Source organism: Pilimelia anulata (genome assembly GCF_014647895.1).
Classification (GTDB): Bacteria; Actinomycetota; Actinomycetes; order Mycobacteriales; family Micromonosporaceae; genus Pilimelia; species Pilimelia anulata.
The window spans coordinates 511898-534014 of record NZ_BMQB01000003.1 but is presented as its reverse complement, the minus strand read 5'-3'; the positions used below and the strand labels follow the sequence as shown (position 1 = coordinate 534014).

The 22117-nt window shown below is 68.2% G+C and carries 20 protein-coding genes and 1 pseudogene; 5 read left to right on the top strand and 16 right to left on the bottom strand.

Annotated features, from left to right (window positions below; all coding sequences use genetic code 11):
• Positions 1–95 precede the first annotated feature (95 nt).
• Genes IEY94_RS10105 through IEY94_RS10065 form a run of 9 tightly spaced genes read right to left on the bottom strand, consistent with a single transcriptional unit; the run spans position 96 to position 8222 of the window.
• Positions 96–746, bottom strand: coding sequence for an L-threonylcarbamoyladenylate synthase (locus IEY94_RS10105; protein ID WP_189169806.1), 651 nt, complete (start codon positions 744–746; stop codon positions 96–98).
• Positions 743–1516, bottom strand: coding sequence for a phytanoyl-CoA dioxygenase family protein (locus tag IEY94_RS10100; protein WP_189169805.1), 774 nt, complete (start codon positions 1514–1516; stop codon positions 743–745). The genes IEY94_RS10105 and IEY94_RS10100 overlap by 4 nt, the downstream gene beginning before the upstream one ends.
• 16 nt (positions 1517–1532) lie before the next feature.
• A complete protein-coding gene (locus IEY94_RS10095) occupies positions 1533–2285 on the bottom strand; it encodes a creatininase family protein (RefSeq protein ID WP_189169804.1) in 753 nt (250 codons plus the stop codon).
• Complete coding sequence (locus IEY94_RS10090; protein WP_189169803.1) at positions 2282–3076, bottom strand: class I SAM-dependent methyltransferase; 795 nt, start codon at positions 3074–3076, stop codon at positions 2282–2284. The genes IEY94_RS10095 and IEY94_RS10090 overlap by 4 nt, the downstream gene beginning before the upstream one ends.
• Positions 3073–3732, bottom strand: a complete 660-nt coding sequence (locus tag IEY94_RS10085; RefSeq protein ID WP_189169802.1) for an HAD family hydrolase — start codon at positions 3730–3732, stop codon at positions 3073–3075. Before IEY94_RS10085 ends, IEY94_RS10090 begins: the two co-directional genes overlap by 4 nt.
• A complete protein-coding gene (locus IEY94_RS10080) occupies positions 3729–4166 on the bottom strand; it encodes a YdeI/OmpD-associated family protein (RefSeq protein WP_189169801.1) in 438 nt (145 codons plus the stop codon). Before IEY94_RS10080 ends, IEY94_RS10085 begins: the two co-directional genes overlap by 4 nt.
• Positions 4166–5194, bottom strand: a complete 1029-nt coding sequence (locus tag IEY94_RS10075; RefSeq protein ID WP_189169800.1) for an enolase C-terminal domain-like protein — start codon at positions 5192–5194, stop codon at positions 4166–4168. The genes IEY94_RS10080 and IEY94_RS10075 overlap by 1 nt, the downstream gene beginning before the upstream one ends.
• Positions 5191–7182 (bottom strand): phosphoketolase family protein, encoded by a 1992-nt coding sequence (locus IEY94_RS10070; RefSeq protein ID WP_229783482.1) that lies wholly within the window; start codon positions 7180–7182, stop codon positions 5191–5193. Before IEY94_RS10070 ends, IEY94_RS10075 begins: the two co-directional genes overlap by 4 nt.
• On the bottom strand, positions 7179–8222 hold the full coding sequence (locus IEY94_RS10065) for a hypothetical protein (protein ID WP_189169799.1): 1044 nt from the start codon (positions 8220–8222) through the stop codon (positions 7179–7181). The genes IEY94_RS10070 and IEY94_RS10065 overlap by 4 nt, the downstream gene beginning before the upstream one ends.
• Before the next feature lie 530 nt (positions 8223–8752).
• On the opposite strand from IEY94_RS10065, the gene IEY94_RS10060 reads away from it, so the two are divergent.
• Positions 8753–9382: a nucleoside/nucleotide kinase family protein gene (locus IEY94_RS10060; protein ID WP_229783481.1), complete on the top strand. Its 630-nt coding sequence runs from the start codon at positions 8753–8755 to the stop codon at positions 9380–9382.
• Here IEY94_RS10060 and IEY94_RS10055 read toward each other — a convergent pair.
• On the bottom strand, positions 9379–10248 hold the full coding sequence (locus IEY94_RS10055) for a PfkB family carbohydrate kinase (protein ID WP_189169797.1): 870 nt from the start codon (positions 10246–10248) through the stop codon (positions 9379–9381). The genes IEY94_RS10060 and IEY94_RS10055 overlap by 4 nt on opposite strands.
• A complete protein-coding gene (locus tag IEY94_RS10050; RefSeq protein WP_189169796.1) occupies positions 10248–11360 on the bottom strand; it encodes a helix-turn-helix domain-containing protein in 1113 nt (370 codons plus the stop codon). The genes IEY94_RS10055 and IEY94_RS10050 overlap by 1 nt, the downstream gene beginning before the upstream one ends.
• Positions 11361–11661: 301 nt before the next feature.
• On the opposite strand from IEY94_RS10050, the gene IEY94_RS10045 reads away from it, so the two are divergent.
• On the top strand, positions 11662–12114 hold the full coding sequence (locus tag IEY94_RS10045; protein ID WP_189169795.1) for an NUDIX domain-containing protein: 453 nt from the start codon (positions 11662–11664) through the stop codon (positions 12112–12114).
• Positions 12115–12906: 792 nt separating this feature from the next.
• On the opposite strand, the gene IEY94_RS10040 is transcribed toward IEY94_RS10045, so the two are convergent.
• The 5 genes and pseudogenes from IEY94_RS10040 to IEY94_RS10025 all read right to left on the bottom strand — a co-directional run bounded on the left by IEY94_RS10040 (position 12907) and on the right by IEY94_RS10025 (position 19232).
• Entirely contained in the window at positions 12907–16899 is a 3993-nt protein-coding gene (locus IEY94_RS10040; protein ID WP_189169794.1) for an NACHT domain-containing protein, read from the bottom strand.
• 1 nt (position 16900) lies between these two features.
• Positions 16901–17332 (bottom strand): DUF6375 family protein, encoded by a 432-nt coding sequence (locus tag IEY94_RS10035; RefSeq protein ID WP_189169793.1) that lies wholly within the window; start codon positions 17330–17332, stop codon positions 16901–16903.
• Entirely contained in the window at positions 17329–18252 is a 924-nt protein-coding gene (locus tag IEY94_RS10030; RefSeq protein ID WP_189169869.1) for a radical SAM protein, read from the bottom strand. Before IEY94_RS10030 ends, IEY94_RS10035 begins: the two co-directional genes overlap by 4 nt.
• 188 nt (positions 18253–18440) lie before the next feature.
• Positions 18441–18542 (bottom strand): annotated as a pseudogene (locus IEY94_RS24160) (NUDIX domain-containing protein); the annotation flags it as partial.
• A 153-nt stretch (positions 18543–18695) separates the two neighbouring features.
• Positions 18696–19232, bottom strand: coding sequence for an ATP-binding protein (locus tag IEY94_RS10025; protein ID WP_189169792.1), 537 nt, complete (start codon positions 19230–19232; stop codon positions 18696–18698).
• 168 nt (positions 19233–19400) lie between these two features.
• Between IEY94_RS10025 and IEY94_RS10020 the strand changes: the two genes are divergently transcribed.
• From IEY94_RS10020 to IEY94_RS23960, 3 genes are all read left to right on the top strand, one after another.
• Entirely contained in the window at positions 19401–19976 is a 576-nt protein-coding gene (locus tag IEY94_RS10020) for a maleylpyruvate isomerase N-terminal domain-containing protein (RefSeq protein ID WP_189169791.1), read from the top strand.
• 214 nt (positions 19977–20190) lie between these two features.
• Positions 20191–21483: an ATP-binding cassette domain-containing protein gene (locus tag IEY94_RS23965; RefSeq protein WP_268244829.1), complete on the top strand. Its 1293-nt coding sequence runs from the start codon at positions 20191–20193 to the stop codon at positions 21481–21483.
• The gene (locus IEY94_RS23960; protein ID WP_268244828.1) at positions 21465–22088 is read left to right on the top strand and encodes an ATP-binding cassette domain-containing protein; all 624 of its coding nucleotides are present in this window, start codon (positions 21465–21467) and stop codon (positions 22086–22088) included. Before IEY94_RS23965 ends, IEY94_RS23960 begins: the two co-directional genes overlap by 19 nt.
• Positions 22089–22117 lie beyond the last annotated feature (29 nt).

Below are 22117 nucleotides of genomic sequence, written 5' to 3'. Positions count from 1 at the left end.
CACCGTCGTCTGGCTGCGGCGGCCCCGACGGCAGCGGCAGCACGCACATCGACCCCACTGCGAGCGGAGCGATGTCCTACACCAGGGGGTCTTGGCTAAGTTGCTGCCTGATCGTCAGTGACCGTCTGGAGGGTGGCGTCGACGGCGCGTTGGTGGATGACGCCGGGGCGGACGGTGCGGGGTGCGGGCTGGGTGCAGTCGACGATGGTGAGGTGGTTGGCGAGGGGGCTGGTGCCGCCGTCGATGAGGTAGGCGACGTCGATTCCGGTGGTGTGGACGAAGTCGGCTGCTTGCTTGGCGGTGATGGCAGGTCCGGGTGCGGTGATGGGGCCGGAGATGTTGACGGTGGTCGCCGCGATCGGTCGGGCGGCGGCGGCGGCGATTCGGCCGAGTACTCCGGGGGCGACGGTAACCAGGGCGTGTTCGCAGCCGACGGCGGTAAGGGGTGTCGTGTCCGGCCGCCAAGGCAACAGCAGGGCGAGGTCACCTGGCCAGAACTCGTCGGCCAGCGCGAGTGCTGCCGCGTTGAGCTGGAAGGTGGCCAGGGCGCGGGCGGCGGTAGGTGCGATGTAGACCATCGATTTGCTGGTGGGTCGGTGCTTCGTGGTGAAGATCGTCTGGCAGGCGGTGGGGTTGGTGGCGTCTGCGCAGATCATGTACCAGCGGGCGGTGGGGACGATGACGATCCGGCCGGCGTCAAGTGCAGCGGCGGCGACGGCGAGGTCACGTTCCGGGATGGTCTTCACGACGGGGTCCTTCTGGGTGGACGCGCACCAGCGCGGGCGGTGATGGGCGGGTAGTCGAGCCACGGATCGCGTAGCGCGTCGAGCCGGCGCTCGGCGTGGTCTGGGTGGCTGACGCGGAAGTAGGCCATCAGCCTGGGTGTGTCGGTGGTGTTGGTGCCGACGGCGTGGGGCACGAGGTGGTGTTGCAGGTGCAGGTCGCCGACGTGCCCGAGTAGCGGGGTGCCGCGCTGGGTGTCGATGTGCGGTGGGGTTTGGGCGGTGACGCCTCGGTTCCACTCGTTGCGGAACCAGGCGGCCATGAGTCGGTGGCCGCTTGGTTGGTAGTGCATGGCCCCGCCGTCGGGGTCGGTGATGTCGGATAGCAGGACCCCGACGAGCAGGGAGAAGGTCCGCAGCTCCGCCGGGTCGAGGTGTGGGCAGGCGACCCCGTCGACGTGCATGGCTTTGACCGGCTGGTGCGGGGCCGCCGCGGCCGGAATGCGGACTTGGATCTGCGCGGTGGTGACCGGGGCGATGTCGCCGAGTAGTTCGGTGGCCAGGTCGACGGCGCCGGAGTCGTGAAACAGCGCCAGGAGCGCCTGGTGGTCGCCGAGGTGCGCGGCGAAGGTGCGGTGGGTGTATTCGGCGATCTGATCGGGTTGCAGGTCGTTGCAGTACCAGTCGGTGATCAAGCCGATCGCGGGGCTCGTGAGCGACGGCGGTACGGCGCCGCGCACGGTGAGCGCGCCGGTCTGCGCGAAGGCGTCGAGTTGGGTAGCGGTCAGGGTCATGGCGTCGTCTCGGCTTTCAGGTGGCGGATGGCGTCGGCGCAGGCGGCCACGGCTTCCTCGAGGAGTTGCCGGCCAAGGTCGGCGGTCGCGTTGGTGGGGTCGCCGCCGATGACGCCGTCGGTGGCGATGCGCGGGTCGTTGCTGGTCCATGGCCAGGTGACACCGCGGTCGCGGACCAGCCGGTCGATTTCGACCGCCGGCGGAACCATGTTGCGCCGACAGTGAGCTGATCGAGCCGCACCAGGGCTGGGGCGAGGGCGAGCATCAGGGAGGTCTCAACGATCCCTGCGTGCACCTCTGGTCGGTCGGTGCGCGGCCTTGTGGCGGTCAGGCTGAGAGGGTGGACCACGATCCCTTCGATGTGCTGGTCGTGAGCGAGTTCGCGCAGGAGGGGTTCGAGGACGCCCCGGTTGCCGCCGTGTCCGTTGACGATGACCAGCCTGCGCGCGCCGGTGGCCCGCACGTATTCGCCGACGAGTTGGAGCACCAACTCGGCGTACAGGTTGGTGCGCAGGCTGATGGCGCCGGGCGCCCAGGCGTGCTCCAGCGCCAGGCCGAAAGGCAGCGCCGGCAACACCCACAGGTCCAGCTCCTCGCCGTGGGTCTGGGCCAGCTGGTTAGTGAAGCCGGCGGCGATCACGGTGTCGGTGTCTACCGGCAGGTGTCGGCCGTGCTGTTCAGTGCTGCCGACCGGCAGGCACAGGACGCTGCTGGCCGTGATCTGGTCGCGGACTTGTGGGCTGCTGAGGTGGCCGAGTTGGCGGGTCATGGCCTGGTTCCGAGCCGGATGAGGAACTCGTTGTCCTCAACGAAAGTGTCGTCATCACGGAGTCCGGCAAGGGTGCGCCGGACTGTCGCGTCGAACTCGGGCTGCCGGTCGCCGAACAGGGCGGGGGCGGCGAACGTGGTGGAGTAGAGGTAGCCGAGAACACCGTCGGCGGACCAGGTTCGTCGCACGGGCACGGTGTGTTCGGTTACCTGGCTGAAAGGGGACTCGGCGAGGATGTCGCTGTAGGGCCGGTCGTGGTGCTGGAACGTGCCGCCGGTGCCCGCGCGGCGCTGTTCGCCGAGGAAGTCGCTGATCACCGCCCGGACGGCGGTCTTCCAGTCGCTGGTCGCGGTCCAGAAGCTGTGATCTCCGAAGATCGCCACCACGCCGGTGTCGGTGACCTGGCGGTCGAGGCGGGCCAGGACCGTGTTCTGGTCGAGCCAATGAAACGCCCGGCAGATGGTGACCAGGTCCGCCCGCCAACCCTCCGGCGGGGTGAAGTCCTCCGCCGTGCTCTCGATAAGGCTCACCCGGGTTGCGGCTGGGGCGGCGGCGGTCAGAGCGGTGTCGGCGGCGGCGAGCATGTCCGGGTCGTTGTCGATGGCGATCACGTCGTCGAACCGGTGGATGAGGGCTTCGGCCACCAGGCCGGTGCCGGTGCCGACGTCCAGCAGCCGCCGCGGCCGGCCGGCGGCAGTGGGCGCGGCGGCATCGAGGATCTCAGCGACCTGGGTGGGGATGCCGGGGCGGAACTGCCGGTAGTAGGAGGCGCTTCCGGTGAACAGGCTCACGAGATTCTCCGTTGCTGGGCGATGGTGGTGATGACGTTGACAGCCTCGCTGAGATCGCGGACGGTCCACACGTCCTGGTCAACGAGTGGGTGTGATCGCGGCGGGCGCCGGCCGTTGCTGATCCACACTGCGGTCGCGCCGGCGGCGCGGGCGCCGAGGACGTCGCAGTGCCAGTCGTCGCCGATATGAACCAAGTGGGCAACGGTGGTCCCGCAGGCTTCGGCGACGGTGGTGAAGGCCCTGGGGTCGGGTTTGGTGTGGCCGATGCGGCAGGACGGGAAGTGCGCGGTTACCGCGTCGCCCAGTAGCTCGGCGAGGGCGGGTAGGTCGGCGTCGGTGCAGGTGACGTTCGACAAGGTGACCAGCCGCGCCTCTCTGGCCATGGCCGCCAGGGCGAGGGTGACCCCGGTCAGCAGGTTGAGCGGCGCTGCGGGCGGTGGTGTTGGGAAGTCGCGTTCGGGGATCCGCAGCGCCAGGCAGACGGCGGCGCGAACGGCGGCGCTGAGGGCGGGCTGGTTGTGCAGCACCCGGCGCATCAGGTCCCTCGCCTCGCTGGCGGGTACTGGTGTCAGCTTCAGCAGCGCGTTGGTGAGGGTGGGTCCGGATGCGGTGGCCAGCGTCCCGCCCACGTCAAGACTGACCACCAGCTCGCTCATGTGAGTGTCCGCTCGGGCAGGGCGGCGACGATGGCGGCGATCCTTGCGGTGCGGATGGCGTCCGTGGTGGCCTCGTTCAGGTAGGTGAGCGCGTAGCGGCGCTCCGGCTCGGACAGCGCTTCGACATCGCGGCCGTCGCGGCTCGCCGCAGCGGCCAGGTCTTCAGGGACGGGTTGGCGGCGCCACCCGTGCGGCAGATGCAGCCGGCCCGTGACCTTCCCCGCCGGCAGGCCGGCGGCGGTGCGGGGGCGCAGGATGGTGATGTCGTCGAGCGTCAGCACCCGCACCGGCAGCCGGATGCCGGTGTCCAGCTCCAGTTGGCCGGTGAGGAAGGTGTCGTGGCCGTCGAGGCGTCGGTCCAGGACCAGCATGCGGCCTGCGGCATCGGCCGTGACGGTGCCGGCCACGTCGAGGGCCGCGGTGGTTTGCGGCATCACAGGCTCCTTGGGTCAGCGCCCAGGCCCGGCTCGCCCGGTGCGGGCAGCCGACCTGAGTCGGGGGTCCAGTCATGGGCGAGTAGCCGCTGCCGGCGGGGCATCCACGGCAGTTGGTACTCCACGGCCCGCACTGCGTGCGGCATCGCGGCAGCCAGATGCACGCCCGCGACGAACGACCGGCCGTGCGGGTACGTCAAGATCCCCGCCCGGTGCGCGCGCTCGGCGAGGCCGATTGCGCGGGTGAGGCCACCGCAGCCGACCACGTCGAGGGTCAACGCCGCCGGCCCGAACCCGAGGACGTCGGCTGGGTCCATGTCGAGCGAGAGCCGTTCGCCGACGGCGATGGGCAGCCGGCGGGTGAAGGTCCGGTACCCGGTGGCGTCGGTGGCCGCGAGGGGATCCTCCAGCCAGCGCAGCGCGGCCAGGTCCACCCAGCTGCGGAACCGGCGTAGCAGGTCGTTGTTCCAGGTGAAGAGGGCGTCGAACGCCGCCGGCTGCCCGACGATGGCGGCGACCTGCGTGACGGCTGTCGCCAGGTCTTGGGCCGCGGTGTCCGGTCGGTTGAACGGTCGCCGTAGAGCCCACTTGGTGAATAGCCACCCCTGCCTTGCCAGCTCGACCATGTCGCGGGTCGCGTATGGGCGGTGCAGGTCCAGGTTCAGCCATGAGGCGTACAGGTCCACCGCCGCGGGTGCCTGCCCGGTGAGTAGTGCGGCGACCGGCAGGTTGGTGTGCTTGGCGTGCAGGTCCCAGACGGCGCAGTCCAGCGCGCCGATCGCCCACGAGTCGACGCTGTCGACAGCGTGCGGGGTCAGCTTGGCCAGAATGCCGGCGTGGTCATCGACCGAGTGCCCGGTGAGAAGGGATGCCAGCTTCGCTGCGCGGACTGCGACCGGGCGGCTGACCGCCCCGTACCAGCCCCGCCACTCCCCGGCCGTGACGGCTACGAAGTGGTGGTCGTCGCCCGCTCCTGCGAGCGCGGCGCGCTCGGTTACGTCGGCATCGGTGATGACGGGGGCGCTCATGTCTGGCTACCTTCGGCGAGTAGTGCGTGGGCCGCCTCGGTGATCCCGCAGGCGGTGATTCCCGCGTAGGCGGCCAGGTCGGTGTGGTTCATCGGGTGTGGTGGCTCCCGCCAGCCCAGTACCCGCGCGCGAGGAGGCGCGGCTTCTGCGAGCAGGCCCCACACCGCGGCCGGGTGGCCCAGGGTCACCAGCAGCGTCGGCCCGGCGGTGGCCAACCGCTGGCGTAGGGCCACCCGGCGCAGTGCCGTCAGCTCCTGCACCTCGATGACGGTCGCGCTCACCCCGGTGGCGGCCAGCGCCGGGGCGGCGGCCGCGACGTTGCTCGCGGGTAGGTCACCGATGGCTACCAGGGTCAGCTGCGTCTCGGTGAGTGTCGGTGGTCGGTGAACGGTGAACCCGTCGGCGTGCTCGGCCGTCTCGGCGTACGGCTGGCGAGCCGGCAGAGGGTGCTTACCGGCGACGATCACGTTGACCCGCCCGGTCGAGGCGAGCGCCTCATCCAGCACCCGGCCGGTATGCGCGGGCGTGGTCGGGGTGAACAGGCGCACCGCTGGGTCGTCCATCGCGGCCAGGGCGGTGGTCAGTGAGGGGTCGGCGTGGCTGTGGACGTTGTGCCAGCCGTATGAGGTCAGCAGAAGGTTGATGCTCGGCAGCTCGACGTCGGCCATCCGGCGCTGGCGTAGCTGCCCGACGAGCGTGGTCAGGGTCAGTGGGGCGAACGCCTCGTAGCTGATCAACACTCCGGTGTTTCCGGCGGCGGTCCAACCGGCCAGCCATCCGGCCAGCACCTCCTCAGCCAGCACCTCCACCGCCCACGGCCTGTTTGCGATCTCGGGAAGGCGGTTGGACGCCAACTCGTCGGGGCTGAATACCCGAAGCTGACCGGCTGCGGCGTGTGCGCGCAGCACCCCGCCGACGTGATCGCCGAACCCGCCGCCAGTGGCTCGCGCGGCCCGGGTGTGCGGGCGGCGCACGGCCACCTCCGCACGCGGCGGGACAGGCAGGCGCTCATAGCTTGCAGCGGCCAGGGCGTCTGCGAGCAGGCCGGTCGGGTGTCCTTCGGTGTCGAACAGCTGCCCGGCGGCGTAGGAGTTCAACCACTGGTTCAGATAGGCCAACTGATCCGGGTCGCCTGCCGGGTTGGTGATCGGGGTCTTGTGCTCGCCGACCGGCCCCGACCACCCCTTGCGACAGCGCAGCACCACCGCCACCCGGCGGCTACCGGCGGCGGTGTCGGCGAACCCCGCGGTCAAGGCAGCAGCGAACCGCTCATGGATGTCGGCGCGGTCGGCGTCGACCAGGTGCGCCTCCCAGCCGTGGCCTCCGAGGTAGGCGGCCACCTCGTAGTCAGTCATGACGCCAAGCAGCGAGGGTGACCCCATGCGGCGACCGTTGAGGTGCACGATCGGCACGACAGCGGCCGTTGGTAGTGCCTGCTGGGCCAGCCACGCCGCGGCCGTGGTGGGGGTTTCACACTCCCCGTCGCCGAGGATCGGTACGAGCAGCCGGCCGGCGGTGCGGCTGGAAGCGCCTTGGGCGAACGCCAGCGCCCCGCCGAGCCACCCGCCGACGTAGTCACCGGCGGGCAGGCACGGGTGCACCTCAGAACCCAGGCGGTTCACCTCTGGCCAGCCTTCGGCCAGCGCGGCTAGGCCGTGGCGATCGACGCTGTAGCGCGGATCGATACGGGCGAGATGGCCGGTTAGCCAGGCCAGGGCCGTCTGGGTGAGCCCGGCGTGGGCGGCACCGATCACCGGCACTACCGACCAGCTTGTAGCGGCGGCGGCGAGACCGACGTGGGCCATGGTCAGAGCAGTGCCGGGGACAGTTCCCCAGTGCCCAGCCGGCCGTTCCTTCACGTCGCCGACGGTCAGCAGCCGGCCGGGAACCGGTGCAGTGCGGGCATGGAGGAGGGCGACCGACACGTAGGTCAACGCTCGCCACAACACCGCGGCGTGTATGGCGCGTGCGGTGGGGATCCTGGTCACGGTGCCACCAGGGGCGTGTCGTCGAAGGTGAAGTGCCACAGCGGGCGGTAGTTCTCCCACGCCACCGGCCGCAGCCCGGTCCGGGCAAGGACCGGCTCCAGCGCGGCGCGGGCGGCCAGGTAGAACTCGAGCCGGTCGGCGCCGTGAGCGCGCAGGCCGGCCATGATCTGGTTGTGCGCCTGATAGACCTGCACGTTCGGGAACGCGGTGATGTGCTGGCACAGGGCCGTGAACCCGGCCTGCATCTGCGGCAGCGAGTCCAGGCCGACGATATAGGTGAACGAGGTGTCCAGGCCGGCGGCGCCGGCGCGGGCGAGCAGGTCCGGCATCGCTGCGTAGGCCAGCTGCGCTTTGCTGCGCTTGAGCAGCAGGTCGCGGCGAGTGAAGCACTCCGCGGTCAGCCGCAGTACCAACGGCGCCGCCGCCCGCGCCAAGGTGGCGAACGCGGCATCGCTGGTGATCACCGAACTCAGGAACCCGATCCGGGCGCCAATGCCGTGTGAGGTCAACGCCTTTCGCAGGTTGAGGAGGTGCGCGACGGCGGCGTCTTCACGGTCGAAGCAGCCGGTCGAGACCGTGACCTCATGTAGTTCGCTCAGGTCGTTTCGGGGGTGCTGTTCCCGCAGCGCGGCCAGTAGCTCATCCAGGTCGCGTTCCTCGGCCAGGCGCGGGTCGGCCGCGGCCTCCAGGGTGTTGGGGCAGAACGCGCACCCGACGCAGCGTGATCGGGCATTCGGGTTCACGGTGGCTGCCCGGCCGCCGTCGCGGAAGTACCCGCCGACGGCCTCGTCGGCGTCGATCCGGCTGACTGTCCCGACGCGGATGCGGCCGAGGTAGAGGTGGTCGGCGCGCAGCTCGAACGGGGAGTTGACCGCGTTCAGCGGCACGATGACCTGCCACGGCACCGTCGGCGCCTGATCAAGGCGGATCGTCACCCTCGCCCGGTGCCGGTCGTGCTCGGAGCGGATGCCATACAGGTTGACCGCCATCAGGGCAGCGTCAGCGAACGGCACGCCGTAGCTGACGGCGAGGCTCGACAAGGACGCCGTTGTAACCGCCAGCCGCGCCGCGACGGAAGCTGCCTTGGATCTGGCCGTATCCGGTGTAGAGGGAAACGCGACTACGTTACCGGCGGGTTTCGACATCACCGTCGTTCTCCTTGAGCAGCACGAGTTCACGTCGGGCGAGAAGCATCAGCGGGTGGTGCGGGCTCACGGGCAGCCCTGGTCGATGTGGGACAGGCACGGTGGGCGGATCAGCCGGTGCGCTCGGTGAGATCCCGTGGTGGGCGGCGACCAGCCGGTGACGGTGCATGACCCGCGTGCGGTACCGGCAAAGTGTGCGGGTTGCCCGGGTTGCCTGTCGTGTCCCCGCGTGCGGCGGTTCTTTCCACATCGCGGCAGCGCCTGACTCAGCTGTGACCTGGGCGTATGGGCGGACGTCGGCCGCGATTTACTCCGCAGTGGCGAACGTTTGTCGCGCGGCCTGGGTGGCTTCGCCCGCCCTGTAGCGTGGTCGCGTCGGCCCATCTCCTGAAAGGGATCTCATGGCCAGTAGGGACCATGCAGGTTTGGCCGCGCGGGTGATCGACGCCTGGCGGGCACGCAGCGGCCGCTACCTGCTCGGGATCACCGGCCCGCCGGCGGCCGGGAAGTCGACGCTGGCGGGCGAGCTTCGAGATGCGATCAACGCCAAGCTAGGGCAGCAGGTCGCGGAGATCGCCCCGATGGATGGGTTCCACCTGCCCAACCGGGTATTGGACGAGCGGGGCCTACGCGCCCGCAAGGGCGCGCCCGAGACGTTCGACGGCGAGGGGTACGTGGCCAAGCTCAAGCAGCTGCGTTCCGAGGCGGCGACAGTCGGATGGCCGGTCTACGACCGGGCGGTGCTACACGAACCGGTCGATGACGCGATCACGATCGGCCCACAGATCGGCATCGTCATCACCGAGGGCAACTATCTCCTGTTGGATGAACAGCCCTGGGCGCAGGTACGCCTACTGCTAAACCAGATCTGGTACCTCGACGTGGGCCGGCCCACCATCACCGAACGGCTGCTGCAGCGGCACCAAACCGTAGGCCGCACCGCCGAGCAGGCCAGAACGAAGATCGACGAAACGGACCTACCCAACGCGGCATTCATCGCGGCCAGCAAGGGCAGCGCCGACCTCGTACTCGACGACTGCTCCCAACGCTTCTAGACCTCGGGGAACCGCGCCCGGTCACTGTGCATCCAGGCTCGCGTACCGAACCGCTCACACGATGCTGTAGCCACTGCGGCCGCGGCGGCCAATGCAGCCGGAAAACCTCGGCCGGCGGCGAAGTAGTAGCAGAACGCCCCGTGAAAGATGTCGCCGGCGCCCAGCGTGTCGACGGCTACGACAGCCGGGGGATCGACCCTGCCTTCGCTGCTCGGGGTCGACCAACGCACCGGGCCGGCGCCGTTGGTAGTCGCCACGTATTCAACGCCGAGGCTGTGCAGGTACTCGTGCCGGTCGCCGTCGATCCCCGGGTCGAACTTGCTGGAGCAGATGGCCACTTCCACGTGTTGCAGTAGTTCCCGATGGCTGGGCTTCCAACGGCCACCATCGAACACGACCGGTACCCCGGCGGCGACGGCGGACTGGGCGATGTCGGCGCAGGCGCGTTCCTGGTGGCCGTCGACCAGCACAATCCTGGCGTTGCCGATCGGCGCGGCGGACGCGAGCGGGGAGGCCTGCGTTCTCGTGGCGTCCAGCGACACCACAGTCCGGCTCGCGGTCTTCTGCGAGACAAGGATGGACGACACCGGCGGTGAGGAGGTCGCGTCAGGTGTGAGGTCAACGACCTCCATACGGTGCGCCTTCAACTCATCCCGGATCAGGCCGGCAAGCCAGTGCTGGCCAAGAGCTGTCATCAGGCGGGTACCCCCGCCTGCCAGGTACGAGAACGTCACCGCCGCGTTAGTGGCGGGCCCTCCCGCTGAGGTGACCTGCTCTGCGGCGGTGACCTTCGAGTCCTCGTCCGGGAAGCTGGCCACGAGGTATCCGAGGTCAACGGTGGACAGCCCGACAAACAGTCCTTCCATCACACGCCCCTACCGTTGCGGCCGTCCAGTAGCAGGTGCTCCAGCTGGGCGGACCTCTCCGAGTACGTACGGACCTTGACCACCGCGACGAAATCCGCCGTGCCGGCCTCGCGGTGCAGATCCCGCCAGCTGGTGGACAGGTACCACGCCGCGCCGGGCGTACCAAGAGGCCCCAAACCGGCGCAGACGAACCATACCCGGTCCGGTAGATCCGGGAACGGACGAGCCCGCAGCACGATCCCGTACTGCGCATCTGGTGTCGACCGGCACTCGAAACCGTCGGCCAACACCAGGTACTCACTGCCGCGCCCATCAGGCACGATCCGAAACAGCGGCCGCTCGACCGTCTCCAGATACATGTGCGTGCAGTCATTGCTACTCAAACCGAAAGAGATAATGCTGCGCGCTGGATCTCGCACCGCATCGGTGTCGGTCTGCAACGTCCAGGAAACCCTCGGATGGCGCTGGAACAGCTCAGTCGCATACACGAGCGCCCGCATGTCGTTCACCGCAGCCGCAACAGGCACGTCGATTCGGTGCATCCGGGTAAACGGACTCTCCTCCTTCTCGTACAGCAGCTGCTGGTTCAGTCCCGCGATCGCTGCGCGAGCCTCACTGCTGAGCCGGAACACCGGGTAGACCAACGTCACGCTCTTCTGCGCGATCTCACGGCCAACGAACTCGTCGAACACGCCCGGGATGTCGATCGAGTCGCTTCCCACCGCTGAGGTGGAGGCGCCGCAAACCTGAACCATTTCGAACAACTGCTTGTCATCCAGGGCCTCATAGTCGGCGGCGTCCAACAACCGATCAAGGGACACCTCGTAAACCCGCGCGAGCATGCCCAGCGCGTACACCGTGGGCCGGCGGCCGCCCTCTGGCCATCGCTCGAAATCGCTCACACGCTGTGCCGTCATCGGCGCGCGGCCAGACGAGTCCAACCTGTTCCAGACGTTCGCCACGTCCTGCAAGGTCATCCCACATGCCCAACGCAACGCCAGCCGTGTTCGAGCCTTCGCCTTCGCCTCAAAGACCCGAGCGATCTCACCAGGGCTGTAGCCGCCAGCGGCGAGCTGGCGCCGCACGGCTTCGCGCTCAGCCTTCGTCCGCATCGACCGATGCTACGTCCACAGCACACACGGCCAGGTGGGCCGCAGGCGCTCGACCGCGCCGTGTGGACGCCGGTGCGAGATCCAGATCCGCGACGGCCCGGCCCCGCCCAGCCTCAAGCGGAGGCGGGTGCGCTTGGGCGGGGTAGGTTCGGCGGTGTGCCTGACCTACCACTGTCATCGGCGTCGCGATCTTCGACGCGCAGGACTCAGGCTGCCCGTCGGACGACATCGAGGTAGCCGGACACTGGTGGCTTGGCGGCTGGCTCCTGTACCAACCACAGGACCGGCACGGAGGGATCTAGTGAAGCAACGCGTCCGCGCCATTCTCATCACAGCAGCCCGCCAGCTACTGACCATCCGCCGCGAGCGCCTCGGCGAACCCGCCTACTGGGTGTTGCCCGGTGGCGGCGTCGAACCCACCGATACCGACCTCGAAGCCGCGCTCGACCGTGAGCTGCGCGAGGAACTCGGCGGGGCCGCCACCATCGACTCCCAGATCCTGACGCTCGACCACGGCACCGACCGCGAATACTTCTACCTCGGCCGGATCGACGCCTGGAACGAGCACGACCGCACCGGGCCTGAGTTCGACGACCCCACCCGCGGCACCTACATCCTCGACTTGGTTCCCCTGACCACCGCCGGCCTGGACAGCATCAGCCTCAAACCGGACCAGGTCGCCGAACTCCTGCGCAGGCACGTAGCCGCGGGCACTCCACTGTTCGAACTGCCCGACCTTCGGCGCCGCCGATGACCCCACGACCCACCTCGCGCTGCCGACCACTGCCCAAGCAACCAACAGGCACTCAACCAGCGACGGTCACACACAGTAACGGAAGTGGGAGGCTGGCGCGGCAGGGTGTCGGCTCGCTGTCGGCTCGGATGTCGACGCACGCACGCGCACCCACCCGTACGTACGCGCACTGACACGCACAGCCGTCACCACCGCAGCCAGCGGCAAGACGGCTCTCCAACTCGCCCCGCCATGAGGTCGCGCACCCTCGATTCCGCAACACCCGAGCGAGCGACTCAAGCAACTGTCGTTCACCGAATGTAAGCAGTTTGGGCCTGATTCACTACCGTGCGTAGATGCTGACCGCACCTTCTCGGACAAGTCGATCCGCAGCGGCCCACCCGGCCCGGCACGAGCAACGTTGGCGTCCCCTGCTAGTCTTACCCGGCGCCTCAGCGCGCACGGCCAGGTAGCTCAGTTGGTACGAGCGTCCGACTGAAAATCGGCGACCCTGCGGCCCGCACTCCCCGTGCTTCTGCCTCATCCAACGCTGTGACCTGCGGCAATGCTGTCGTCGTTCTGCTTTGCCCTCGCCTGGGAGCAGCCGAATTGCTCGGTGCGTGCTCCGAAGTCGTGATCTTGTCTAGCGCCGGCCTCATCGCTTCCGGATCCAACTACTGCTGGTGATGTGGGCCCAGGGATTGCGTCCTGACCAGGCCAGACGTTGGCCGAACCAGTATCAGCCACGAGGGCTGCAACGGGGCGGCCGATGCAACCGCGCGGTGCCGGAGCCACGCGCACGGCCTGCGATGGTCAGCTTCCTAAGCGCGGGATCCGAATAACCCTGCGCCAGACAACCTTGTGCGTGCGTTGCGCGTCCGTGAGCCAGGGCTCGGGTTCGTGGGGGTAGGGCCTTGGGAGTCGCTCACCCCACCACAGGCTGACTAGGTCTCTGCCCCGGGCGTAGGTACGAAGAATGTCCTCTCGGATGTAGAGAATGTGACCAGTCATCCGAAGTGGAGGGCCGTACGAGAGCGTCGCTGGGCGGGCGGTGGCGTCGTACTGGTGAAAGGACTGGGCCGCCGGTCGGAGGTCCATAGCACGAGACAGTTCGCGGGACGGGACGACTGCGGGAGCGGCGGCATTGAGTGGTGAATGATAGCCCTCCCAGCCGAAGCCATGGACCAGGACTTCAGCATCGATCTTCCTACCGCCTATGGAGATCGTTCGGCGGTACGGGTCATATGGCTCGTCATCCTCGTGGATGTGTCCGAAGGTCGGATGCCAAGGAATCTCGCCCGCAAACGTGTAGTAGTCGTCGGGGCCTTCAGGGATCCAGCTACGCCCTGGGTATGGGTGGGACGTGAACGCCTCGGCAACCTCTTCTCCGTCTGCCTGGTCGACCAGGATCGTCTTGATGAGGCCCCATACTCGGCGGCCAGGAGCCTGCATTTCGGTTTCTAGGTGTCCTCCGACGGCCACCCAGGGGCCGGCGTGACCGTCCAGTTCGACAGGTCGGAGAACGTCGTCAGGTACCGAGACTGTCCCTGACGTGACCCATTCTTCGTCGCTCGCCGGAGTGGTCACCGCCCAATCAGGCATCCCTATCGGAAGCGGGGGGACGGGCAGAGGGAACGACGGGTCGATGCCGAGATCCGGGAGGCGCTCCGAACGTGGACGTAGCTCGCCCCGACTTTGAAGCCGCCCGGCCGTGTTGTAGAAGCCGATCCATCCATACTTCTTGCCGTACCGCTCGAGCTGTCCAGCTCGGTCGGCGCCGTAGCCGTAGCGCTGGTCTTGGAGTGCCCTGTCGGTGGTGCCGAGGCCTTGTTGGCGCCAACCGAGTGCCCACACGGCACCTCGGATCTCGGCTAGGGCCTCTTTGTGTCCGGTGTGGTTGCGGTCGTAGTTTCTCCGATCATCGAACAGTCGCCCGATCGTGTAGTTCTCGAAGTCCATGCGGATTGGGCTGCCGGCCTCGTCGACGTTCGGGTGGCCCTCGGCGATAGGCGCGAATGTAGGGCCTGCTGCGAAGTCAAGTTCGCCGGATCCCAAGTCTGGGGGAAGCGCCTCGGGGTAGTACCGCGCGGAGTGTATGTACATTCCTTGCACATAGAGCCGCATGAGCCAGTCGTTGTTTGGATGGGTGGCGTCAGGTCCGATGAGGGCAGCGCGGAGTTGTTCGAGGAATCCCGGCAGTGCATCGGCGTATGCCGCGTCGTGGATCTGGCGAGCCATGGCGACGCCGTAGCAAGCTGCCAAGGTGCGCTGCGGAACATAGGTGTCACTGATATCTAGGGACTCGATTCCCATCTTGAAGAGGAGGCCGGAGTCCTTCAGCCCGAGCTGGTAGAGGCTGCGGGTGGCATGATCACGTAGATCGCGGACGGTGCTGGTGAGTATCCACATAGTCCACGCCGCGCGTAGCGCGTCGCGTGTTGGATCATGTTCGTCACGGCTCCATCTGTCCTCGAACTCGCGCAGGTCTCGGACCAGGTCCCGCCAGTTTCTTCGGGTCCACTCGGTCCAGATCGAATCTCGCTGAGCCACGTCCATCTGTCTCAACGCGGCATCCAGAAACGTCGCGTTGAGTGGATGTCGCGCCCCTGTACGGGTGAGTCGTAGGCGATCGAGTAGGCGCCCTGTCTGCGATGTGGGACCTAGTAGCGCGCTTTTCAGGGCGTCGAGGGTGGCGCCGTCAAGGAATTTCGGTTCCAGTTCCGTCGCCAACAGGAGAGCGGGGCCGCGCAAGTTCTCGTCAACGAGGCTCCATAGTTGACGTTCGTGCCGCCGCGGGAGCAGTGAGGCAAGGGCCGCGAAGACATCCTCAGCCAGTGGTTGGCGTCGTTCCCCGGTACCAGCAAGTGCGGCGGTGGTCTCGGCCGATGACAGCCAGGCAGCCATAGTGTCGCGGTCGCGCTCGGCAATAAGCGCGGAGGCGACGATGTGTCCGGCAAGTGCGTCGTAGCTGATAAGCATCCCGCTTTGGCCGGGACTGTCACGGATCGGAGTGCGGAGCAGCAAGCCTTCCTGTTCCAGCATGCGGACCATGCTGCAGTCCCATCGGGTATCGGTGTCGATGAGCCCACGTAGCCTCTGCATCTCCACGCCATTGGCGTGGCGCAGCCAAAGCGTGTGTCCGATCTTCTCTAGAGCAGTCCGTACGTCTGGCGGACAAATTCTGAAGTGGTTGGGCGAGAGTTGGCTGATGCGATCGGCGATTTGGTCGATGTACTGATCGAACATTGCGGCAAGGGAGCCGGGCATCGATTCGACCCCGACCGTCTTTTTACGATCAGGATTCGTGACGTCGCAGAAGATCCGTAGTGCGAGCGGATGGTTGAGGATCATGTCGGGGATGTCGGCGTCGGTAGCATCAATGTTGTAGTAGTCGAAGTAGCGCTCGACCGCTGCGTCACGGTCGGCAGCAAAACCCTCGACCTTGAGCCGGCGCACATTGTCGGGGAGACATTCGTTCGCGAAGGACCCTCTGACGGTGCACACGAGCAGGACGTGGGGGTAGCGAGGCAACATCGTTCCGAGCGAGCTGAGGTGGCCTGCCCACTCGCGTGGGTCTTCCGCTTCGTTAAGTCCGTCGATGACAAGTGGTAGCCGACGGTGGGCGCGCTCCCCGGCGGCGTCCAGTGCCGCCAGCAAAGACTCGACGCTCGGACATGGACGGCCACTGATGGCGACTTGCCCGGCGAGGGAGTCGAGGGATGTCCGGGATGCGAGTTGACGTCCATGGAGGAGTATTCCTGCCGGCCGATCGCCGTCTGGCGTCGTTACCTGGGCAGCGAGTTGGGTCTTGCCGTTGCCGGCATCGGCGACGATCGCGGCCATGGCGACGTTGAGCTCGTCGTTCAACGAGGTGAGGACCGCAAGGGCTGTGTTGACGTCGTCGAGAGCGTTGGTGGCGTACATCGACAGTGGGTGTCGCGCGCTGCGGAGATTGCGCGGAACGGAGCGGTGCTCCGCGGTGACGCCCGGAACCTGGGATTCGAGCTGACGGAGCGACTGCCAGTTTCCTGCCTCAAGGAAGGTAGCCACGTCTACGAGATGTGACGTCATGTCGTCCAGCAGTTCGACGAATGCAGTGACGCGAGCTGCGAGGGGATCGGGGATCTCGGTAGAGTTGCGCGAGATTTCTGCTTTGGTGTCGTCTAATGTGGTCTTCGCCTGTTGTAGTTCGCTACGGGCGGCATTGTCGCCGAGCATGCGTCGGATTGAGCGTTCGGCCTCGACGGGTTGATGCGCTTCCGGGAGCCAGCGGAAGCGAATTGGAGCGACGGCCTGTTCATGAAGCGTTAAGAGCTCCTCTGGAGTCAGGACCAGGTCGCCGAAGTACGTCGACCGGTACAGCTCTCCCGGTCCGACTAGGTGCTCCTCAACGTTGGACCCTGTCCAAAGCCTCAATGTCATGGTGCGAGCAACGGGCGCTAGGCCGTAGAACCAAGCTTGGTCAGTGGGGGTAAGGGGATGCCGCGTCCACAGGACCCAGTCCGTGATGCCTGGGACCTCCTGCAGGCTGTCTGCGATCGCCTTCTCAATTTTCGCTCTACGCGCCGCGCCGATGGGTCGGCCGGGTTGTATCTCGTACCAACGGCATTGCCAGCCGTACCACCGCCCCGCATCGCCTAGCGCACAGCTACTGGTGAGCCGGAGGTGGAACTCGACACCGGGCTGATTGGCGAGGGCTCGGAAGTCGCCGCAACTGGCGTAATGACGATGCATAAGGTGCCGGCACAGCATCTCGAAGTTTCTAGTGGCTGCGCCGGGTAGGCCGGCGAAGACCTCCCAGTTCACGCTAGCCACGGCGACCGATGCCCGCACGGTCGAGCGCGTCGCCCTCCGCCTCGTGGACGTGCGCGGAAAAGATCTCAATGCGAGCTTTTCTGTCCAGCAATATCTTCATGTGGGCCGCTACGTCGACCTCGTCGGTTCGGATCACTACCGAGTCGCCGTGAACGCGGATCTGCGTGTCATAGACCAGCTGCTCCAGGTCTCCAGGACTGAGAGCGTGGAGGTTGAGCTCCGTCAGCAGATCGATCATTTCCTGGCTGAACCGGCGGGTCGGCTCGCCAACCTCCAGACGACCCGCATCTACCTCGGCCTGCACCCCGGTCGCCAGCTTGTCAATGAGTTCCTTGGCGCTCTCCGCCTCACCTACCGAGGCGAACCTTCCGATCATCACTAGATTCATCGAGTGCTCCGAGCCGTAGCCCCACCAGATTCTCATGGTGCCCCTCCGTTCGTCCCGCGGAGTGTTCTTAGGGCTGACATAACGCCGTCGGCGCCGATGGCTACCCCGCTCACGTCGTACGAGGAGCACTTGAGGACGCCGTTCGCATCGATGTGCGCGTACGCCTCCAGCGGTGCTTCGCCGGGCACCTGGTCGCATGTTGGCAGGCCTTCGGCTCCCGTCTGGCTCACGACGAGCGGCACTCTGCCGTCATAGGACATGACCCACTTGCGCATCGTGGCGATAGTCTGATGGTCGATGCCCGGCCGCGCCGCAGTCGGCTGCTCAGGGAGCAGCAGCAGTTCTCTTGCGCCTGTTCGTTCCGCGACCTCTACGATCCGATCGAGTTCCACCACGGTGTCCGAGTTGACGACGGAATTGATGCCGAACTGCGTGATGTCGGCGACCGCGCCGATCCCGGCGAGCAGGTGTGAGAAGCGTCGGCCCCGCAACCGCTCGTACGTCCTGCCTACCCCGTCCATGCTGATGCGCACGAAGTGCACCGCGCCCTTCAGCCTGGCGCAGACCTGGCGATCGAGGTGGTGGCCGTGGGTCGTGAACGTGACTGCGAGCTGTGTCGTGTCAGCGACGCGGTGACAAAGATCCGGGAACTCACGCACGAGAGTCGGCTCGCCCCCTCCGAAGCCCACCCCGATACAGCCCTGCTCATCCAGCTCGCTCATCCATCCGACTAGGACTTCGGTCCGTAGCCGACCGGACTCCTTCGGCGCATAGCAGTACGCGCATCGGAGATCGCACGCGTTCGTCAATGCAACCGAGACCTGCCGAGGAGCTTGGGACCACTCGGACGGCTCCCCGATCACTTCGTCGATCAGGACGTTGAATCCTGTCAGTCGATCAAAGAGGTGGATGCCTGCTGACGATCGCCGGACCTTCGTCTGGCCTACTGCCCGCATCAGCCTCCTGAGCCCTTCCACCGCCCTGCAAGATCGCCCGGGTAGCAGCGTGTTGTCGGGGCGCTGGCTCGAGCCCCAGTCCGTCGTCCGCGCAACCCGGATAAAGGTTACGTCAGTGCGCCAGGCGAGTCTGACACCATCAGGCACCTCCTAGCGTGAAATTTGGCGCGCCGTCGAAGCCGCGACATGCCGGGTATGCATCTCCGGTGCGGGTCGATCGGGGTGTTCCCATCACGCAGCTACAGCAGCAGACGGTCGAGCCGGTCGACGACCAGCGCCGCGGCGACCACGCCACCGGCAACGCGGTTGGGGTACTGGCCCGAACTGTGGGGCGTGGGAGGTGGTGTCATGACCGGACACGGAAGTGAGCGGGCATGACGAATAGGGGCCACGATCCCCGGCCGGGTGGAACCCGACTCGCCCACGGCCCGCCTGCGTTGCCGCTACCACGTCATCCGTAGGAGTTGCGCGGCGACGACTTCGAGCGGGGCGGTGGCGTCCATGACGGCGGCGCCTCGGCGTCGCCAGGCGCTGGTGAACGCGGCGTGCTGGGCGAGGGCGTGTCCGAGGGTGTCCTCGCTGCGGCCGTAGTCGTTGCCGCCGGCCCGGGCCAGCAAGCGCTTCCGCATGGTGGGTTCGTCGATGTGCAGGACGACGATGAGGTCGAACAGGTCGGCGAGGTCGAGGGCGTTGTCGGCGCGTCCGCACAACCACCGCACCCGCACCCCGTCGGGTGCTGTGGCGTTGACGAGTTGGCGGAGCCGGTCGGCGTTCCAGATCCACCGGTGTTCGGCGAGCCAGCGGGCGTCCGGCAGCGGTGGGCGGGTGACTGGTTGACCGGTGTGGTCCGCCCAGGTGCAGAGGGCGGGGTCGCCGTCGAGGCTGACCGCGTCGTGCCCGGCCCGCTGCAGATGCGTAGCGAGGGTCGACTTGCCGGACCCCGAAACGCCGGTCACCAGTACCGCCACCGGCCTGCCCACCCGACCAACGCCATCGCCTGCCGTCTGGGGTTGGGCCGCCATTGGTGCACCGTATCGCTGGCCGCGACCCGGACGGGGCGCGCCGCGCCCGCTGGTCGGGGTGCCGGGCAGCGCGCGCCCGCGCGCAGCTCGCCGCCACACCGTGTGCCTGGCGCCTAACCTGTCAGGGTGATTCGAGACGCGTACCTCGTCGCCGCGACCGTCCTCACCGACTTCCTCGATCATCCGGCGATCGCAGCCGCGTGGAGGTCGCCGAGCCGGGTGCCGATCACGCTCGACGCACCGCTGACCGGCGAGGCCCCCATCCCGCTACTGGAGCACTACACCCAGGCGGCATGGCGGGGCGGGGACATCAACAACGCCCCGAACACCGCGCTGCGCGACGAGGGCGAAGCCGCAGCGGAGGACGGCGCGGCAGCGCTGGTCAAGCAGTGCCGGCAGCAGCTGGCCGAGCTGCGCGACCGGCTGCCGGCCGAGCCGGCCGACCGGCTGGTGTTCCACCCCCGGGGCCCGTGGACGCTGACCCTGGACGACTTCCTCATCACGCGGCTGGTGGAGATCGCGGTACACCTCGACGACCTGGCGGTGAGCGTCGGTCTCGATGCGCCGGACCTGCCCCAGGAGGCACTCGCGCCGGTGTTCGCCGTACTGACCCGCCTCGCCGTACACGAGCACGGGCCGACCGCAGTGCTGCGGGCGCTGACCCGCGCCGAGCGCGCGCCGGCCAGCATCGCCGTGCTGTAACCCCCTCGACCGTATCCCCAGGGAGACTCCCCTCCCGTGGCACCGCTGGTGATCACGGTGGGTCATTTGTCTTAGGCGGGGTGTAGCGTCCCGGCCGCCGGCCCCGGGCGATGGCCCGCTGCTGGCTTCCCATCGTCGAGCGGTCGGGGGGCGTTTCGTGGGCTGGTTGAAGCTGACGCCGAAGGTGCCCGCCGACCCAGTCGGGATCCCCGAGATGAGCGAGTCGGGGTGGTTGAAACACACCGACGCCCTGGCTGGTACCAGCTTCGCCGCGGTCGCCCGGCGCCTGCCCGGCACGATCCGGCAGGCACTGGGAATCGCGTGGGCGGCGATGCGGATCGACACCGCCGCCGCGCTGCTGCTCAACCTCCTCACCGGCGTGGCGACCGCGTTCGGGCTGCTCGCGACCCAAAGCGTGCTGCAGCAGCTGTTCGCCGCCGGGCCGACACCCGAGCGGGTCCGGGCCGCGATCCCCGCACTGGCCGCGGTGGCCTGCACCGTCGCTCTGCGGTCCGGGCTGGGGATCGCCGCCGGGTGGGCGCAGTCGCGGCTCGAGCCACGCGTCGTCGACGCCGTCGAGCGCCGCCTGTACACCGCGACGACGCTGGTGGACGTGGCGGCGTACGACGACCCGGACTTCGCCGACGAGACGTTCCGCTCCCGGCAACGTTCCAGCATCTCCGCGCAGTACCTGGTGCGCGCGAGCATCGACCTCACCGCCGGCGCGGCCGGGCTGGTCGGGACGGCGGTGGCGCTGCTGCTGATCCACCCGCTGCTGTTCGCCGCCCTCGCCGCCGCGAGCGTGCCGGCGGCGTGGACCGCCATCCGGGTCGGCCGGCTCGGCTACCTGGTCGACCGGCTGCTCACCAACCGCCGCCGGCGGATGTGGCTGCTCGCGGAGGTGATGGCCACCCGGATCGCAGCTGCGGAGGTCCGGGCGTTCACCGCCCGCGAGTACCTGCTCGGCGAGTACGCCACCGTCGCGGAGGCACAAACCCGCGCCGAGGTCGACACCGCCAACGTCCGCTCCACCATCCGGCTGATCGGTGGGATCGCCTCCGGCATCGCCACCGCCGGCGTCTACGTACTCCTCGGGTTCCTGCTCGCCGACGGCATCATCCCGCTGGCCGCCGCCGGCACGGCGGTCCTGGCGCTGCAGGCGGCCCGGCAGTCAACCGCGCTGGCGCTGGTGAACATCAACAAGATCTACGAGGAGTCCCTGTACTTCGGCGACTACCTCGACTTCTCCGCCCGGGCCGCCGTCCTCACCAGCCCGCCGCACCCCGGCCCGGTCGGCGCACCGGAGACCATCGAGGCCCGGCAGGTGAGCCTGCAGTACCCCGACAGCGACCGCCTGGCCCTGGACAAGGTCATCGTGACCGCGCGGCGGGGGCAGACGATCGCGCTGGTCGGGGAGAACGGCTCCGGCAAAACCACCCTCGCCAAACTCCTCGCCGGCCTCTACCGGCCGACCGACGGCACCATCGAGTGGAACGGCACCCGCTGACCGGCGGCGGCGAAGCGGTGTGGCGGCACGTCGCGCTCGTGCCGCAGGAGCACGTACGGTGGCCCTTCACGGCCCGTACGAACATCACCATCGGCAGCCCCACCCAGGACGGCCCGGACGAGGCGGCCGTCGAGCGCGCCGCGGCCGACTCCGGCGCCCACGACGTGATCACCGCGCTGCCGGCCGGCTACGACACCCTGCTCTCCCGCGGCTTCGCCGGCGGTGTCGACCTGTCGGGCGGGCAGTGGCAGCGCATCGCCTGCGCCCGCGCCTTCTACCGCGACGCCCCGCTGCTGATCTGCGACGAGCCGTCCGCCGCCCTCGACGCCCGGGCCGAGCACGCGCTGTTCACCGCGCTGCGGGCCAACGCCGCCCAGCGGATCACCGTGCTGGTCACGCACCGGCTGGCGAACGTCCGGCACGCCGACCGGATCTACGTCATCCACGAGGGCCACCTCGTCGAGGAAGGCACCCACCAGCAGCTCATGGCCGTAGACGGCCGGTACGCCGAGCTGTTCCGCCTCCAGGCCGCCGGCTACCTCGACGCCGACACTGCCCGCGTTCCCGCCCAGGGAGCGGCCCGCGACGCCGTACGCCAGCCCTGACAACCGCGCCCTCCGGAGATGGAGATAGA

Excerpts from the sequence above, each read along its gene's own strand:
- IEY94_RS10100 (WP_189169805.1), bottom strand. The coding sequence starts at position 1,516 with ATGACCCTGACCGCTACCCAACTCGACGCCTTCGCGCAGACCGGCGCG.
- IEY94_RS10095 (WP_189169804.1), bottom strand. The coding sequence starts at position 2,285 with ATGACCCGCCAACTCGGCCACCTCAGCAGCCCACAAGTCCGCGACCAG.
- IEY94_RS10085 (WP_189169802.1), bottom strand. The coding sequence starts at position 3,732 with ATGAGCGAGCTGGTGGTCAGTCTTGACGTGGGCGGGACGCTGGCCACC.
- IEY94_RS10080 (WP_189169801.1), bottom strand. The coding sequence starts at position 4,166 with ATGCCGCAAACCACCGCGGCCCTCGACGTGGCCGGCACCGTCACGGCC.
- IEY94_RS10075 (WP_189169800.1), bottom strand. The coding sequence starts at position 5,194 with ATGAGCGCCCCCGTCATCACCGATGCCGACGTAACCGAGCGCGCCGCG.
- IEY94_RS10055 (WP_189169797.1), bottom strand. The coding sequence starts at position 10,248 with ATGGAAGGACTGTTTGTCGGGCTGTCCACCGTTGACCTCGGATACCTC.
- IEY94_RS10050 (WP_189169796.1), bottom strand. The coding sequence starts at position 11,360 with ATGCGGACGAAGGCTGAGCGCGAAGCCGTGCGGCGCCAGCTCGCCGCT.
- IEY94_RS10035 (WP_189169793.1), bottom strand. The coding sequence starts at position 17,332 with ATGAGAATCTGGTGGGGCTACGGCTCGGAGCACTCGATGAATCTAGTG.
- IEY94_RS10030 (WP_189169869.1), bottom strand. The coding sequence starts at position 18,252 with ATGCGGGCAGTAGGCCAGACGAAGGTCCGGCGATCGTCAGCAGGCATC.
- IEY94_RS23965 (WP_268244829.1), top strand. The coding sequence starts at position 20,191 with ATGAGCGAGTCGGGGTGGTTGAAACACACCGACGCCCTGGCTGGTACC.